Source organism: Sedimentimonas flavescens (genome assembly GCF_025154035.1).
Lineage (GTDB): Bacteria > Pseudomonadota > Alphaproteobacteria > Rhodobacterales > Rhodobacteraceae > Rhodobacter > Rhodobacter flavescens.
This window is the reverse complement of the sequence record NZ_JAOALJ010000002.1, coordinates 517,713-532,828: the sequence shown is the minus strand read 5'-3', so window position 1 is coordinate 532,828 and position 15,116 is coordinate 517,713. Positions and strand designations below refer to the sequence as shown.

Annotated in this window: 14 protein-coding genes; 9 read left to right on the top strand and 5 right to left on the bottom strand. The window is 67.3% G+C overall.

The features are described 5' to 3' along the window. Positions 1 to 2 precede the first annotated feature (2 nt). The 6 genes from N3C64_RS05955 to N3C64_RS05930 all read left to right on the top strand — a co-directional run bounded on the left by N3C64_RS05955 (position 3) and on the right by N3C64_RS05930 (position 5,355). A complete protein-coding gene (locus tag N3C64_RS05955) occupies positions 3 to 1,178 on the top strand; it encodes an ABC transporter substrate-binding protein (protein WP_260012801.1) in 1,176 nt (391 codons plus the stop codon). Then, positions 1,175 to 2,776, top strand: a complete 1,602-nt coding sequence (locus N3C64_RS05950) for an ABC transporter permease (protein ID WP_260012797.1) — start codon at positions 1,175 to 1,177, stop codon at positions 2,774 to 2,776. Before N3C64_RS05955 ends, N3C64_RS05950 begins: the two co-directional genes overlap by 4 nt. Then, a complete protein-coding gene (locus tag N3C64_RS05945; RefSeq protein WP_260012789.1) occupies positions 2,773 to 3,426 on the top strand; it encodes an ATP-binding cassette domain-containing protein in 654 nt (217 codons plus the stop codon). Before N3C64_RS05950 ends, N3C64_RS05945 begins: the two co-directional genes overlap by 4 nt. A 39-nt stretch (positions 3,427 to 3,465) precedes the next feature. Then, positions 3,466 to 4,095, top strand: a complete 630-nt coding sequence (locus tag N3C64_RS05940; protein ID WP_218628867.1) for a hypothetical protein — start codon at positions 3,466 to 3,468, stop codon at positions 4,093 to 4,095. A gap of 123 nt (positions 4,096 to 4,218) precedes the next feature. Beyond that, positions 4,219 to 4,989: a DUF6478 family protein gene (locus N3C64_RS05935; protein ID WP_260012787.1), complete on the top strand. Its 771-nt coding sequence runs from the start codon at positions 4,219 to 4,221 to the stop codon at positions 4,987 to 4,989. Between the two features lie 12 nt (positions 4,990 to 5,001). Then, positions 5,002 to 5,355, top strand: a complete 354-nt coding sequence (locus tag N3C64_RS05930) for a hypothetical protein (RefSeq protein ID WP_218628865.1) — start codon at positions 5,002 to 5,004, stop codon at positions 5,353 to 5,355. A gap of 87 nt (positions 5,356 to 5,442) precedes the next feature. On the opposite strand, the gene N3C64_RS05925 is transcribed toward N3C64_RS05930, so the two are convergent. Next, positions 5,443 to 7,455 (bottom strand): NADPH-dependent 2,4-dienoyl-CoA reductase, encoded by a 2,013-nt coding sequence (locus tag N3C64_RS05925; protein WP_260012784.1) that lies wholly within the window; start codon positions 7,453 to 7,455, stop codon positions 5,443 to 5,445. Between the two features lie 203 nt (positions 7,456 to 7,658). Here N3C64_RS05925 and N3C64_RS05920 point away from each other — a divergent pair, with 203 nt between their 5' ends. Continuing rightward, on the top strand, positions 7,659 to 8,564 hold the full coding sequence (locus tag N3C64_RS05920) for a LysR family transcriptional regulator (RefSeq protein ID WP_218628863.1): 906 nt from the start codon (positions 7,659 to 7,661) through the stop codon (positions 8,562 to 8,564). A gap of 36 nt (positions 8,565 to 8,600) precedes the next feature. On the opposite strand, the gene N3C64_RS05915 is transcribed toward N3C64_RS05920, so the two are convergent. Genes N3C64_RS05915 through N3C64_RS05905 form a run of 3 tightly spaced genes read right to left on the bottom strand, consistent with a single transcriptional unit; the run spans position 8,601 to position 10,959 of the window. After that, the gene (locus tag N3C64_RS05915; RefSeq protein ID WP_260012783.1) at positions 8,601 to 9,524 is read right to left on the bottom strand and encodes an OmpA family protein; all 924 of its coding nucleotides are present in this window, start codon (positions 9,522 to 9,524) and stop codon (positions 8,601 to 8,603) included. Beyond that, positions 9,521 to 10,234, bottom strand: a complete 714-nt coding sequence (locus tag N3C64_RS05910) for a GNAT family N-acetyltransferase (RefSeq protein ID WP_260012781.1) — start codon at positions 10,232 to 10,234, stop codon at positions 9,521 to 9,523. The genes N3C64_RS05915 and N3C64_RS05910 overlap by 4 nt, the downstream gene beginning before the upstream one ends. After that, positions 10,231 to 10,959, bottom strand: a complete 729-nt coding sequence (locus N3C64_RS05905) for a competence/damage-inducible protein A (protein ID WP_260012779.1) — start codon at positions 10,957 to 10,959, stop codon at positions 10,231 to 10,233. The genes N3C64_RS05910 and N3C64_RS05905 overlap by 4 nt, the downstream gene beginning before the upstream one ends. Before the next feature lie 115 nt (positions 10,960 to 11,074). On the opposite strand from N3C64_RS05905, the gene map reads away from it, so the two are divergent. Further along, positions 11,075 to 11,884, top strand: coding sequence for a type I methionyl aminopeptidase (map, locus tag N3C64_RS05900; protein ID WP_260012777.1), 810 nt, complete (start codon positions 11,075 to 11,077; stop codon positions 11,882 to 11,884). A 138-nt stretch (positions 11,885 to 12,022) separates the two neighbouring features. On the opposite strand, the gene N3C64_RS05895 is transcribed toward map, so the two are convergent. Then, on the bottom strand, positions 12,023 to 13,909 hold the full coding sequence (locus N3C64_RS05895) for a bifunctional 2',3'-cyclic-nucleotide 2'-phosphodiesterase/3'-nucleotidase (RefSeq protein WP_260012774.1): 1,887 nt from the start codon (positions 13,907 to 13,909) through the stop codon (positions 12,023 to 12,025). A 169-nt stretch (positions 13,910 to 14,078) separates the two neighbouring features. Here N3C64_RS05895 and nudC point away from each other — a divergent pair, with 169 nt between their 5' ends. Continuing rightward, positions 14,079 to 15,110 (top strand): NAD(+) diphosphatase, encoded by a 1,032-nt coding sequence (gene nudC / locus N3C64_RS05890; protein ID WP_260012772.1) that lies wholly within the window; start codon positions 14,079 to 14,081, stop codon positions 15,108 to 15,110. Positions 15,111 to 15,116 lie beyond the last annotated feature (6 nt).

Sequence of the window (15,116 nt, the reverse complement as noted above, 5' to 3'; positions counted from 1 at the left end):
CCATGCGATTTCTTGCGCTTGCACTGATGCTGGCGGCCAGCCCCGCGCTGGCGGACTGGTCCGAGACCCTGGCCGAGGCGCGGGGCCAGACGGTCTATTTCAACGCCTGGGGCGGCGATCAGCGTACCAATGATTTCATCGCTTGGGTCGGTGCGCAAACCGAGGAGCAGTTCGGCGTCAAGGTCACGCAGGTCAAGCTGTCGGACACCACCGAGGCGGTTGCCCGTGTGCAGGCCGAGAAGGCCGCCGGGCAGAAAACGGGCGGGGCAGTAGACCTCATCTGGATCAACGGGCCGAACTTTCTGGCGATGAAAGAGGCGGGGCTGCTGCACGGCCCCTTCGTGGCTGATCTGCCCAATGCGCGGTATCTTGATCTTTCCGAAGGCGCGCCCGCGGCCACCGATTTCACCGTGCCGGTCGAGGGGATGGAGGCGCCCTGGCGGCTGGCCAAGTTTGTCTTTGCCCATGATGCCGCGCGGGTCGAGCCTCCTGCGCGCATGGCTGATTTCCCGGTTTGGGCGGCGGCGCATCCGGGGCGGCTGACGCATCCGAACCCGGCCAATTTCATGGGCGCGACCGTCCTGAAACAGGCGCTGGCCGAGCTTGCACCCGATCCCGCCGCGCTGGCCGCTCCGGTCACCGATGCAGGTTATGCCGCGCAGACTGCGCCGCTTTGGGCCTGGTATGACGCGCTGCGCCCGAACCTGTGGCGCGCGGGGCAGGCCTTCCCCGAGAATGAAAGCGTGCAGGCGCAGCTTCTGGCCGATGGCGAGGTCGATATTGCCATGTTCTTCGATCCGGCCGCGCCCGCCGCGCTGATCGCCCAAGGGGTTCTGCCCGAAAGCGTGCGCGTCTTCACCCCCGAGGGCGGCACGATCGGCAATGTCTCTTTCGTGGCGATCCCGTTCAACGCGGCCAATCGCGCCGGGGCCGAGGTGGTGGCGAATTTCCTGCTCGACCCGGCGACGCAGGCGCATATGCAGGATGTGAACGTTCTGGGCAGCTATTCGGTTCTTGACCCGTCCAAGCTGGACGACGCGGCCCTCGCGGCTTTCGCGGCGCTGCCCTCGGCCCCCGCGCTGCCGACGCTGGAGCAGCTTGGCCCGACCCTGCCCGAGCCGCATCCAAGCTGGATGACCCGCCTGACCGCGGATTGGGCGAAGCGCTACACCCCGTGATCTGGCTGCGCGCCCTTGTCGCGATGCTGATTGGCGCGCCGGTTCTGGTGGGCGTCGGGCTGACTCTGGCCACAGCATGGGGTGCGGATTGGGCAGCGGTTCTGGCGCAGCCGGGGCTGTGGGGCGGTCTGCGGCTTACGCTGGTCACCGGGATTGGCGCGACGGTGCTTTCGCTGGCGTTGTCAGTGCCGCTCGGGCTGTGGATCATGGGCCGGCCATGGGCCGCGCGCTGGCTGGCGCCGATGCTGGCGGTGCCCCATGCGGCGCTGGCGATCGGGCTGGCATTCCTGATCGCCCCTTCGGGCTGGTTCGGGCGCGCGTTGGCGCAGGTTTTGGGCTGGGCCGTGCCGCCTGCATGGCCGCTGCCCGGCGATCCCTATGGGGCGGCACTGGTTCTGGGGCTGGTGCTGAAGGAGTTGCCGTTCCTCTTGCTGATGACGCTGGCCTCGGCCTCGCAGGTCGATGTCACGGGGCAGATGGCGGTGGGGCGCAGCCTTGGCTACGCGCCGGGGCGGGTCTGGGCGCGGGTCATCTGGCCGCAGCTTTATCCCGGCCTGAGGCTGCCGGTGTTCATCGTGCTGGCCTATGGGCTGTCAGTAGTGGACATGGCGCTGATCCTTGGCCCCTCGCACCCGCCGACGCTGGCCGTGCAGATTCTGCGCCTTTATACCGCGCCCGAGATGCGGCAGGCCGAGGCCTCGGTGCTGGCCATTGGATTGGTCGCAATAACCGCCGCGCTGGCGGGCATCTGGTGGCTGGCCGAGCGTGCCTGCACGGCCTTCGGCCTTATGGCCCTGCGCCGTGGGCGGCGCGGCATCGCGCGTCGCTGGCCGGGGTCAGTTGTGATGGCCGCCCAAGGCGGGTTGTTCGTCGCGGCCATGGCGGTACTGGCACTCTGGAGCATTACCGGGGTCTGGCGCTTTCCAGACCTCTGGCCCGAGGGGCTGAGCCTTGCCCTCTGGGCGCGGGGCGACTGGATTGCCGTGGCGCTGCGCAGCCTCTGGCTGGGGCTGGCGAGCGTGTCTCTGGCGCTTGCGCTGGCGGTCGCGGTGCTGGAGGGCGAGCATCGCGCGGGTCGCCCGTTGCGCCTTGGGGCGATTATCGTGGCGCCCTTGTTGCTACCGCAGATCGGGTTCTTGCAGGGGCTGACGACGGGGTTCTTGTGGCTCGGCCTGCCCGCCGGACCGCTCGCGGTGATCTGGGCCGAGGTGCTTTTCGTCTTTCCCTATGTGCTACTGTCGCTTGGCGGGCCGTGGCGGGCGCTCGACCCCGATCAGCTGCGCGCGGCGGCAAGCCTTGGGGCGGGGCCGTGGCGACAGCTGTGGCGGGTGCGGCTGCCGCTGCTGGCGCGGCCCATCGCGGCTGCGGCGGCGGTGGGGTTTGCCGTCTCGGTCGCGCAGTATCTGGCGGTTCTGCTGCCCGGTGCGGGGCGGGTGGCGACGCTGACGACCGAGGCGGTGGCTCTGGCCTCGGGGGCTGATCGGCGGGTGGCTGCGGTCTATGGGCTGGCGCAGGCGGTGCTGCCGCTTCTGGCCTTCGCGCTGGCGCTGGCCTTGCCTGCCTATGGCCGGGGCGGTTCAGGGGGGCGTGCGCCATGACGCTGGAGTTGCACGACCTCTGCCTGACCGCGCCCGGCGCTGCCGCGCCGCTCTTTGCGCCGCTCAGCCTGCGCATCGCGCCGGGCGAGATCGCCTGCCTGACCGGTCCGTCGGGCGTTGGCAAATCAAGCCTGATCGCCGGTATCGCGGGGCAACTGCCGCGCGGCTTCGTTCTGAGCGGACAGGTTCGCCTGAACGGGCGCGATCTGCTGGCCCTGCCGCCCGAGCGGCGCGGGGTGGGCGTGATCTTCCAGCAAGCGCTTCTGTTCCCGCATCTGTCGGTCGGCGACAATCTTGCCTTTGGCCTGTCGCCCGAGTTCCGGGGCCGCACGGCGCGGCGCGCGGCGGTGAGCGAGGCATTGGAGCGCGCAGGCCTTCCGGGCTACGGCGCACGCGATCCGGCTACGCTTTCTGGCGGGCAGAGGGCGCGTGTCGCGCTGATGCGGGCGCTGCTGGCGCAGCCGGGGGCGCTTTTGCTCGATGAACCCTTCGCCGCGCTCGACCCCGCCCTGCGCGCGGGGATGCGCGATTTCGTGGCTGAGCATTTGCGCGCGGCCGCAATTCCGGCGCTTCTGGTCAGCCATGATGCGCAAGATGCCGCCGTGTCCCGGCAAAGCCTTGCCATCGCGGCGCTCGGGACCGGGGGCTAGCCTTGCCCGAGGCGGGGCTTGCGGGTAAGCCTCCGCCCCATGTTCGCTCGCCGATTCCCTGCTGGAGCCCTTGTCCGCCGCGCCCTTTGGGCGGGGGCGCTGTTGCTTGCCGCCTGTGTCGAGCAAACGGGTGGCGTGCGCGCGGTCAGCAAGGTTGCGGTGGCAGGCGGCGCGGTGACGCTGAGCGCGCCCTACGGGTTTTGCGTCGATCCGCGCTCGACCCGTGAGGGGGCGACGGGCAGCTTTGTGCTCTTTGGCAATTGCGCGGCGATCTCGGGCAATCCGCAGGCGCCTAAACCCCCGGCGCGGGCGCTGCTGAGCGCGAGCGTCGGGCCGCAAAGCCCGCAGCCGGTGGCCGAGAATTTCGCGCAGATCGAGGCGTTTTTCCGATCCGAGGCGGGGCGGGCGGCGCTTGCCCGCTCGGGCAAGGCGGCTGATGTCGAGATCCTGAGCGCGCGCGTGCGCGACAAGGCGCTGATCATGAAGCTGCGCGACCGCTCGGCCAGCCGTGGCACCCCGGTCGCGGAAACCTACTGGCGCGCGGTCACCGGTGTTAGCGGTCGGATCACGGCGCTGTCGGTCATGCCCTTGGCGCAGAGCGGGCTGGGTGATGACGAGCAGCTTGCCCTGCTGCGCGACTTCGTCGCACGGACCAAAAGTGCAAATTGACCTCGCCGTCTGGGCGGGTAGGACTGCGTGTTAAGTTAGTCCTGCTGCCTTGGGCGCGAATTTCTGCGGCGTCGGCCCATTGTGGTATCCGTATCTGTAACGATTTGCTGCTATGACCGCGTCATGAACAAGATTCCGACCTCATTGCTTGACCGCATCGTGCAAGCCCGAACGCTGAACCGTTGGGGGCGCGCCGCGCGCTTGGCCGAGCGCGCCGCGCTGGCCGATCTGCGGGTGTTGCGCACGCAGGCGCAGGCGCTGCGCCGCGAGGTGGAGCGGGTGTTGCATGTCTCGGATACCCGGCTTGTAGCGGGCGTGACGGGCGATGCGATCGAGCGCCCGCTTGGGTGCGACTGGGCCTGGCGACCGGCACTGTGGTCGGGGCCGGTGCGGCCCGCGGGGATCGCCAGAGTCGCAAGTCACGACCGGTTGAGCTCTGAGGTTGCGGTGTTTCACGACTGTCCCAAACGCGAGTTGACCCTGCGCCAGATCCGCAACTCCCGGCGCGGGGATGTGGCGCCCTTTGGGCTCAAGCTCGATGTGCTGGGATTTGGCGGCTCGTTCCTGTCGGTCGCGCTGGATCTGCCCGAGGCAGCGTTGCGCGGGCTGCGCCGGTCGCATCTGATGCGGCTGTCGGTGGATATGCAGCGTGAGCGCGCGGTGCCGGTTTTCGGACGGCTCAATATCAAGCATGGTCCGAACACTGCGCAGGTCGTTCTTCAGCTATCGGGTCAGTCGGGGCCGCAAAGTGTCGAGTTCGATCTGGGCTCGGTGAAGTTCAACGAGAAGCGGGTCGAGAAGGTCTGGCTCGATCTGAGTTTCGATGCGCCGAGCATGAATGAGATCGTGTTGCGCGATCTGCATCTGCTGCGCCATCCGCGCGCCGAGATCTGAGGAGCGAAAGCCATGCTGGAACTGTCGCGGATTCGTGGGGGCATCTGGGAAGGTGTAATCCTGTCGCAGGAGTTGCCGCGCGTCGAGGTGCTGCATCTGGGGCAGGTGCTGGAGGGGCTTGGGGCCGAGCGTCTGGCCGAAGGCAAGTGGCGGCTGAGCCTGCCGATCCCGACCGAGGTGCTTGCGGACGGGGTGCAGACCTTCCTGGTGCGCGATCTGGAGAACGGGGAGATCGTCGAGCGGTTCTCGATCGTGACAGGGGCGCCGCTGGAACAGGATCTGCGCGCCGAGATCGACCTGTTGCGCGCCGAGCTGGATATGCTCAAGCGCGCCTTCCGGCGGCATTGCGCGGAAGCAGAGGGCTGAGGGGCGCTGCCCCTCGCGGCCGGAGGCCGCTCACCCCGAGGTATTTATTGCCAAGAAGAAATGGAGGGGCCGGGGAGGCCCCGCCGGTCAGAGCATCGCGCCGAGGCGGGTGCCCTGATTGATGGCGCGTTTGGCGTCAAGCTCGCCCGCGACATCGGCGCCGCCGATGATATGGGGGGTGACGCCCGCCGCGATGAGTTGGTCGGCGAGGCTGCGCTCGGACAGTTGCCCGGCGCAGAGGACGACCGTGTCGGCCTCGATCAGCGTCGGGTTTTCGTGCGCCGGGCCGAAGGAGATATGCAGGCCCTCGGGGGTGATGCGTTCGTAATTGACGCCGCCGATCATCTTGACGCCCTTGGCATGAAGGGTCGCGCGGTGAATCCAGCCCGTGGTCTTGCCGAGCTTGCGGCCGGGTTTCTCCGGCTTGCGTTGCAGGAGCGTGACGGTGCGGGTGGGCGGCTCGGGCTGCGGTTTGGCAAGGCCGCCCGGCGTGGTGGCGGGGTCGCCCACGCCCCATTCGCGCATCCATTCCTCGGGGTGCAGCGTCGGGCTGTCCGAGGTCGTGAGGAACTCGGCAACGTCGAAGCCGATGCCGCCTGCGCCGACGATGGCGACGCGCGGGCCAGCGGTAACGCGGCCGGTGAGAATGTCTATGTAGCTGGCCGCGCGTTCCTCACCGGGGATGCCGGGGTCGCGCGGGATCACGCCAGTGGCGATGATCACCTCGTCGAAAGGCGCGAGCAATTCTGGCGTGGCCTCGGTTTCAAGCCGTAGGGTGACGCCACTGCGGGCGGCCATCGTGGCGAACCAGTCGGTGAGGCCGTGGAACTCCTCTTTGCCGGGGATGGTGCGGGCCATGGTGAGTTGTCCGCCGATTTCCGATGCCCGGTCGAAGAGGGTCACGGCATGGCCGCGCCCGGCAGCGGTGATGGCGGCGGAGAGGCCTGCGGGGCCTGCGCCGACCACCGCGATCGCCTTGGGTTGCTCGGCCGGGGTCAGAGACAGTTCGGTTTCAAAGGCGGCGCGGGGGTTCACGAGGCAGGTCGAGATCTTGCCCGAGAAGGTGTGATCGAGGCAGGCCTGGTTGCAGGCGATGCAAGGGGCGATTTCCGCGCCGCGGCCCTCGGCCGCTTTCGCGACGAAATCGGGATCGGCGAGGAAGGGGCGTGCGAGCGAGACCATATCGGCCTGACCCTGCGCGAGAATCCCCTCGGCGACGTCGGGCGTGTTGATGCGGTTCGAGGTGATCACCGGAATCGAGACCTCGGGGCGCAGGCGCGCGGTTAGCCAGGCGAAGGCCGCACGCGGGACTGATGTCGCGATGGTGGGGATGCGCGCCTCATGCCAACCGATGCCGGTGTTGAGCATCGAGGCGCCCGCGCCCTCAATCGCCTTGGCGAGTTGCACCACCTCGTCCCAGGTTGAGCCATCGGGCACGAGGTCGATCAGCGAGATGCGGTAGATCAGGATGAAATCCGGGCCGGTGGCCTCGCGCACACGGCGCACGACCTCGACCGGCAGGCGCATGCGGTTTTCATAGGCGCCGCCCCAGCGATCGGTGCGGCGGTTCACGTGGCGTACGAGGAACTGGTTGAGGAAATAGCCCTCCGAGCCCATCACCTCGACCCCGTCATAGCCTGCCTCGCGCGCGCGGATGGCGGCGGTGACGATATCGGCGATCTGCTTCTCGATCCCCTCCTCATCAAGCTCCTTCGGCGGGAAGGGAGAGATCGGCGACTTGATCGCCGAGGCCGAGACGCATTCGGGGCCATAGGCGTAGCGGCCCGCGTGCAGGATCTGCATGGCGATCAGCCCGCCCGCCTCATGCACCCGGTCGGTGATCACGCGGTGGTTGGCGATGTCTTGCGGGGTGAACAGGCCTGCCGCGCCGGGAAAGACGCCGCCTTCATGGTTCGGAGCCATACCGCCGGTGACCATCAGCGCCACGCCGCCGCGTGCGCGGGCCGCGTAGAACTCGGCCACGCGGTTCCAGTCGCCGGTCTCTTCGAGATTGGTGTGCATCGAGCCCATCAGCACGCGGTTCTTCAGGACCACATGCCCCAGATCGAGCGGGGCCAGCATATGCGGATATTGGCTCATAGGTTTCCTCCCTTGGCTGGGCGCAATGTGACGTGAACGTCAGAGACTGTCACGCCGAACGCCGCGTCACGGGCGCGGCGCCATCGTTTCCGCCGCGGACTCAACGCGCCCTACTTTCCCGGTATTGTCTCTCCATGGCCCCATTTCGGCCCGAATTACCCGCCATAGGTGAGCGAACCGACGAGTTTGCCGAAGGGTGAAAGATGGATCGCCTGACCGAAATGGAAGCCTTTGCCACTGTGGTGGATCAGGGTGGTTTTACGGATGCAGCCAAGAAGATGGGCATCTCGAAATCCGCGGTGTCCAAGCATGTCTCGTCGCTTGAGGCGCGTCTTGGCGCGCGGCTTCTGAACCGCACCACCCGCCGCGTCAGCCCGACCGAGATCGGTCTGGCCTATTATGATCGTGCGCGCCGGGTGCTCAATGATGCCGGAGAGGCCGACGCGCTCGTGACTTCGATGCAGGTTGCGCCCTCGGGTCTGCTGCGCATTTCGGTGGCGACGGATTTCGGGGTCAATCTGCTCTCGCCGGTTCTGGGCGAATTCTTGCAGGAATATCCTGATATTACCGTGAACATGGTGCTGAACAACCGGTATGTCGAGCTAATCTCGGAAGGGTTCGACATGGCGATCCGGGTGGGTGAGCTGGAGGATTCGAGCCTGCGCGCGCGCAAGCTGACCGAGACCTCGCAGCGGATGATTGCCTCGCCCAGCTATTTCCAGCGCCACGGGCGCCCGATGCGGATCGACGATCTGACCGATCACAAGCTGCTGCATTACTCCAGCCAGTCGAACGGCAATGTCTGGAAGATCACCGCCCCCTCGGGCGAGCGGCGGCAGGTGCGCTCGAACGGCTGGCTGACGGTGAATGACGGGCAATCGCTGCTGCATGCCTGTATCGCGGGGTTGGGAATCGCCTATCTGCCCTCGTTCCTTTTCGCAGATGCGATGCGGCAGGGGCTGGTCGAGGATGCGATCCCCGATCTGCCGACCGAGACGCAGGGCATCTACGCGATCTACCCGCCGGGCCGTTTCACCCAGCCCAAGGTCCGCGCCTTCATCGATTTTCTCGCCGCGACGTTCTCGGACAAGGGTCCGGATATCTGGTGAACCCGCTTTCTTCGGCGCTGTCCCTGTCGGGCGCCATCAACTGGGGGTCGAGGTAAGTATTGCCTCGACCCTTCTGTTTTTCGCCTGCCCCTCTGGGGTCTGGTTGCTAGCACGCGGTGCGAGCCAGCCCGCGCCCTCTGCCCCAAGCTGCGCGGCCGCGACGCCGTAACGCTCGATCAGACGGTTGCGCACGGATTCGGCGCGTTGGCGCGAGATTGCGATATTGGGCTCAAGCCCGCCGATGGTGTCGGTATGACCTACCAGCGTCACCCGCGCCTCGGGGCGGGTTGAGAGATAGTCGGCCAGAGCCGCGAGGCTGGGGAAATCCTCGCCCTCGAGCGTGCTCTTGCCGCTTTCGAACACCAGATCTTCCAGCACGACCGAGCCCTGGGTTTCCAACGCGGTGCCGAGCGGAGTGACGGGCAGTTCGACTACGGGCCGGTTTTGCGCCAGCGGGTTCGTCGGCGCCGCAACGGCAATCGGCTGGGCCGCAAGTGTCGTCAGGTGGATAAACCCCGACTCACTCGAGCGGCTGACGGTCAGCGCGAGGTAGTCGGACGCGTTGCGCGCCGCGAGATAGCGAAAATCGCTCAGGTCGACATGCATCTCGGGCTCGGGCAACAGGCCCAGTTCATAGCGGAAATCGAAACCGCCGCAGGCGTCGGTCTCGCATTCGAACAGGATGTGATAGCCCGCCGCCGTGATCTGTTCGCGCAGCGGCGCGAGGATCTGCAAGGTGGTCATCTGGTTGGCGCGCAGTCGCCAGGCGCTGTCAGTGCGCGGTCCCTCGATGGCGATGCGCTGTGCCTTGCCGTCTTTCCAGGGGCCGGTCAGCAGCCCGTAGCTGGTCGCCGGGTTGATCGCCTCGGCACTTTGCGCGGCGCCCTCGGGCAGGGTCGGCTCGAAGGCAGCAGCGGCGCAGGGCAGGGCCAGAGCGGCAACCCAGATCGCAAGCTTCATTTCGCGGCCTCGCTGCGAAAGTGGTAGCGGCCAATCATTTCCAGCCCGAGCACGCGGTAAAGCGCATTCGCCTCGGCATTTGCCTCGGTCACCACCAGCATCATCCGATGCGCTCCGTTCTCGGCGGCCCATCGCGCGGCCTCGTGGATCATGGCGCGGGCTAGGCCCATGCGGCGCATCTCGGGCAGGATTGCCAGCGCATGGATCATCGCCACCGCGTCATGGATCGCCACGAACATCGTTCCGGCGGCGCGGTCGGTCTTGCGCCCGAGAATGCAGCATTTGGGCGCGTCGGCGCGCTCCATGATCGCCTGTCGCGCGGGGCCGATGCCGAGGTCGGTCCACAGATCGCGCGCGATCTGCAAGGGCGGCCAATGGGCAAAGGCTGTGACGGGTGGCACCTCGCCCTGAAGCGCGTCGATGGGGGCGTCATAGATCACGGTCGGGTCGGTCACGACAAAGCCGCGCGCCTCCAGCGCCGTGTCCAGCGCCGCATCGCCGGGTCGGATCTGGAACTTGGGGTTCTGGCCGAGTGCGCGCTGCGCCGCGATGGCCGCCTTCAGATCGCACGCCTCCCAGGGCGCGCATCGCGAGGCCGCACTGACGCGCGAGCCGCCGCCCTTGCCCTCACGGATCACGAAGCCGCCGGCTTCCGAGCGGGCGGCAGGGGGCCAGGTGGCGTCGATGACTGCGAAGACCTGCTCGGTCATTGTCCCTCCGGGAAGGCGGTTTGCAGCGCGGCGAACCCGGCCTCAAGCGCCGCGGGATCGGTTGTGCGCACGACGAGGTTGGTGCCATAGCGCCCCTCGGTCACGAATGGGTAGGAGCCGAAGCTGACATCCGGATGCGCCGCAGCCAGCGCGCCCAACTCATCGGCGATCGCCGCCTCGGGGATCATCATCTGCCAGCTGCGGGTCAATAGCGGAGCGCCCCCGGTCAGCCTCGGCAAGAGCCCCGCGACCATCGCCTGAAAGATATTGGGAACGCCCGCCATCACATGGCAGTTTCCGATGCTGAAACCGGGCGCGCCCGAGACCGGGTTGTCAATCAGCCGCGCATCGTCGGGGATGCGGGCCATGCGCAGCCGGGCCTCTGTGAATTCGACCTCGCGCGCGGCGTAATGCGCGGCGAGGATCGCACGGGCATCCTCGCGCACGCCAATCGGGCGACGGAAGGCCTCGGCCACCGCATCGGCGGTGATATCGTCATGGGTCGGTCCGATCCCGCCCGAGGTGAACAGATGATCGTGGCTGGAGGACAGCGCGCGCACCGCCGCCACGATGCTCGCGTGTTCATCTCCGATCACGCGGATCTGGCGCAGGTCTATGCCCACTTTCGCAAGCTCTCCGGCCAGGAAATGGGCGTTGCCCTCGCGGGTGCGGCCGGTCAGGATTTCGTCGCCGATAATCAGGGTCGCAGCGGTGGGGTTTGGCATCGCGGGCCTCCTTTGCGCCAATGTATAAGCCTCGCGCTTGCGTCGCGAAAGCCCGGCTCTGGCCAAGGCGCGCAGAAATGACTATCTAGGGCCCAAGCCAAGCAGGAGAATAGCAGTGGAAGAAGCCCGCGGCCGGGTGACCAAGGACGGCATCCGTATCTACGAAGCAGCCGATTTCGACGGGATGCAGGCCGCCGGCCATTGCGCCGCGCGCATCCTTGACGAGGTTGCCGCCCTGGTCGAGCCGGGCGTGACCACCGGCACGCTGGACGACTTCATCCGCAACCGCGTCACGGAACTGGGCGCCACTTCGGCCACCATCGGCTATCGCGGTTACAAACATGCCTCCTGCATCTCGGTCAATCACGTGGTCTGCCACGGCATCCCGGGTGACAAGGTTCTCAAGGATGGCGACATCCTGAACATCGACGTGACCGTGATCCTCGATGGCTGGTTCGGCGACACTTCGCGTATGTATGTGGCAGGCAACCTCAGCCGCAAGGCCGAGCGCCTGATCCAGGTCACTCATGACGCGCTGATGATCGGGATCGAGCAGGTCCGCCCCGGCAACACCTTCGGCGACATCGGCTTTGCCATCCAGCAATATGTCGAAGGCCACCGTATGGGCGTGGTGCGCGATTTCTGCGGCCACGGCCTTGGCCGGGTCTTCCACGCGCCGCCGAATGTGCTGCACTACGGCCGAAAAGGCTCCGGCCCCATGCTCGAGGAAGGCATGTTCTTCACTATCGAGCCGATGGTGAACCTCGGTCGCCCCGAAACCAAGGTGCTCGCCGACGACTGGACCGCGGTGACCCGCGACAAGTCGCTCAGCGCGCAGTTTGAGCATTCGGTCGGCGTCACCTCCGACGGCTGCGAGATCTTTACCCTCTCGCCCGCAAACCGCTTCCACCCGACCTGGGGCTGACCTGCCCCTTCAATGTGGCCCAAATATCCCACGGGGGTCCGGGGGTGTGAAACCCCCGGCCGGGTCAGGCGGGTGATGGGCGCGCTTTGTTGGAAAAGCTCTTATCCCGGCGTCGTCAGGCTTGGGTGAAGATCGCGCTTACTCCTGAAAGAACAACCGCAGCTCAAGAAAACCGTCGTCGCGGATCCCTAGCGCTTCCATATGCGGGCCATTGGGCAGCGGCAGGAACCGTGCCGCGCGGGGCGCGGTGCGGTAGAGTGCCGAGGTATCCGGCATCGAAGCAAAGCGCCAGACCGGCGTCGCTTGCGGCGCAACAGCGGGAACGCTCTGTACCGCCTGCATCAACGCGTCTTGCGCGGAGACAGGCGGGCCGAGATCGAGCACGCTGATCCCTTCGGCGACAAAACCCCCCGCGCCCGAGCTGCGATAGTTGTTCGTGGCCAGAATGAAGCGATCATCGGGTGCGACGGGGTGGCCCTTATGACATAGCTTTCCGATGCGTCGTGCCTGCGGGTTCACCAGTCGACCGTCGAGCGCATGGCGCGCGGGCTGTGATAGGTCGATCTGGTAGGTCAGGCCAAGGATCACATCGAAATTGTAGCAGGGGAAATCGGGGTTCAGCAGAGGCTGGTCCTGAACGCCCGGGTTGAGGCGATGGAACAGCCCCGCCGCACGCTCCAGCCAGTCGGCTAACCCGGCGCCGGTGATCTCTATCGCGCTGATCGTGTTCGGGAAGAGGTAGAGATCGACGATATGGCGCGTTGTCAGCGGCCCCGGCGGGATGTCGAGGAAATGCTCGGGCCCGCTCCGCCCGCCGCATTTGAAGGGCGAGACGGCGGACAGGATAGGCAGATCGTCGCCCAGGCATCGCCGAACGTGGTCGTGCTGCGTCTGCGCAACCAGCGTCAGCGCGCGGTCCGGCGCGACGGGGGCAAAGTAGCTGTGCAGCGCCACCGCAGAGTGCCCGACCGGGCGGCGGGCGAACTCCAGGGTCTTCGCGTGGGCGGCGGTATTGGTGGCGATGATGCGCGGCGCCTCGGGCGGGCGGGGGGCGCCTGCGGGCGGGCGGATCGGGCGCAGCTCGGTTGCGAAATCGGCGATGCGCCAGCCATCGCAGCAGCGCTGCAATTGTAGGTCCATCACCCCCAGATGCGAGCCCCACCGCCCCGCAAGCATCGCGGGCTTGCCATGAAGCGTGCCGCGCGCCGGGTCGATGCCGGGGGCCGGACGGGTTTCAGGGCCGGGGAAGGGCAGGTGGCTGTGGCCGCAGAGCAGCACGTCGATCCCCGGCACGCGTGCCAGTGCAAGGGCGGCATGTTCGGCATCCTCCTCGCAGGCCGAGATCCCGGTATGCGCCAGCGCGACCACAAGATCCGCCCCGGCGGCGCGCAAGGCGGGCACATGGGCGCGCGCCGCTTCGACGATATCGCGCGTGGCCAAGCGCCCTTCAAGGTGCTGGCGATCCCAGGCGGTGATCTGCGGCGGCAACAAACCGATCACGCCGATGCGCAGCATGTGTTCCGTGCCTGCGGTGTCTCGCATCTGTCGCGTCAGGATCACCCAGGGCGGCAGCAGGGTGCGGTCGCGCAGGGGCTCGGGGCTTCGCTCGGTGATCGCATTGGCGCAGACCATCGGAAACGCGGCCCCGGCCAGTGCGCGCAGCATGAATTCGAGACCATAGTTGAACTCGTGATTGCCCGGCGTGCCCGCGTCATAGCCCACGGCATTCATCGCGGCGATCATCGGATGCGTCTCGCCCGCGGCCAGACCATGCTCGCGGCCCCAGTATTCGGTCAGCGCGGTGCCTTGCAGGAAATCGCCATTGTCGAAGAGAAGGCAATTGGCGGCCTCGGCGCGGGCGATGTCGATCAGGCTGGTCAGGCGTGCAAGGCCCACCGCGTCGCTCGGGCGGTCGGTGTAATAGTCGTAACCGTGGATATGGCCGTGCAGATCGGTCGTCTCAAGCAATCGTAGTGCGATCCGGGGCCCATCGGGGGGGCGATTGGGCGCGGAACCTGCCGTCATTCCTGCTTACCTTCCATTTCGTGCACAACCTAAGGGAGAGTTGCGATCAAAGCCAACTCAAAGCGCCGCCGCACCAGAGGTTTACCCATTCGCGCGACATCCCTGCAACGCTACTGGCCAATTCAGGGCTTTCATGCGATCAGTTCCGCAAGCGAAGGGGTGGGGAAAGATGAGCGCATTCACGACAGCGGGCCACGCGCCGACGGCTGCTCTGGCCGAGGCCCTGGAGCGCGAAGGGCTGGCCTTCGCCGGTTCGGGGCTGGAGCGTGCGGCGCATCTGCGCGGCGATGCTGCGTTTCTGGCGCAGGCGCTTGCGGACCCGGCCACGCTGATCCTTCCGTTCTGGCGTGGTCGCCCGCTGTTCGCGGCCGAAGATGCCCCCGCCACGGCGGCGGGGCGCGGACTGGCGCCGATCGCGCCGGGGCATAGGTTGCTGGCTGCCGGCGGCGAGAGCGCGATCTTTCTGGGCCTGTGCGAGGGCGTCGCGATCTTCGCCAAGGATGTCTCGGACTGGGTGCCCGATGGCCCGTTGCCAGACCCGGCGGCCTTCTTCGACGCGAGCGAACAGCGCCACCCCGAACTTCCCGAAGGCACGTTTTTTGCCGAGTTGCGCGGCCAGATGATGGCGCTTGATCCGCGCGCGGCCGAGCTGGCCGCGACCGCGCGGGCGATCCTGTCATGGCAGGCCACGCACCGCTTCTGCTCGTGCTGCGGCGCGCCCAGTCAGCCCGAACAGGCGGGCTGGCAGCGCCGCTGCATCGCCTGCCGCGCGCAGCATTTCCCGCGCACCGATCCGGTGGTGATCATGCTGGTGACACGCGGCAACCGCGTGCTGCTCGGGCGCAGCCACCCCTGGCCCGAGGGGATGTATTCCTGCCTCGCAGGTTTCATGGAGCCGGGCGAGCCGCTCGAGGCTGCCGTGCGCCGCGAAGTGGCCGAGGAAACCGGTGTTCAGGTGGGTGCGGTCAGCTTTGTTGCATCGCAGCCCTGGCCCTTCCCGACCTCGCTGATGCTGGGCTGCCGCGCCGAGGCGATCAGCGATGCGATCACCATCGACCCGGTCGAGATCGAGGATGCCCTGTGGGTGACGCGCGAACGTCTGGCTGCGATTTTCGCCGGGCAAGACCCCGAGATCCGGGCGCCGCGCAAGGGCGCCATCGCGGGATGGCTGCTCAGACACTGGCTGGCCGACCGGCTCTGACTTGCC

Coding starts and splice junctions, on each gene's coding strand:
- N3C64_RS05955 (WP_260012801.1), top strand. CDS start 3: ATGCGATTTCTTGCGCTTGCACTGATGCTGGCGGCCAGCCCCGCGCTG.
- N3C64_RS05945 (WP_260012789.1), top strand. CDS start 2,773: ATGACGCTGGAGTTGCACGACCTCTGCCTGACCGCGCCCGGCGCTGCC.
- N3C64_RS05940 (WP_218628867.1), top strand. CDS start 3,466: ATGTTCGCTCGCCGATTCCCTGCTGGAGCCCTTGTCCGCCGCGCCCTT.
- N3C64_RS05935 (WP_260012787.1), top strand. CDS start 4,219: ATGAACAAGATTCCGACCTCATTGCTTGACCGCATCGTGCAAGCCCGA.
- N3C64_RS05930 (WP_218628865.1), top strand. CDS start 5,002: ATGCTGGAACTGTCGCGGATTCGTGGGGGCATCTGGGAAGGTGTAATC.
- N3C64_RS05925 (WP_260012784.1), bottom strand. CDS start 7,455: ATGAGCCAATATCCGCATATGCTGGCCCCGCTCGATCTGGGGCATGTG.
- N3C64_RS05920 (WP_218628863.1), top strand. CDS start 7,659: ATGGATCGCCTGACCGAAATGGAAGCCTTTGCCACTGTGGTGGATCAG.
- N3C64_RS05915 (WP_260012783.1), bottom strand. CDS start 9,524: ATGAAGCTTGCGATCTGGGTTGCCGCTCTGGCCCTGCCCTGCGCCGCT.
- N3C64_RS05910 (WP_260012781.1), bottom strand. CDS start 10,234: ATGACCGAGCAGGTCTTCGCAGTCATCGACGCCACCTGGCCCCCTGCC.
- N3C64_RS05905 (WP_260012779.1), bottom strand. CDS start 10,959: ATGCCAAACCCCACCGCTGCGACCCTGATTATCGGCGACGAAATCCTG.
- N3C64_RS05895 (WP_260012774.1), bottom strand. CDS start 13,909: ATGACGGCAGGTTCCGCGCCCAATCGCCCCCCCGATGGGCCCCGGATC.
- nudC (WP_260012772.1), top strand. CDS start 14,079: ATGAGCGCATTCACGACAGCGGGCCACGCGCCGACGGCTGCTCTGGCC.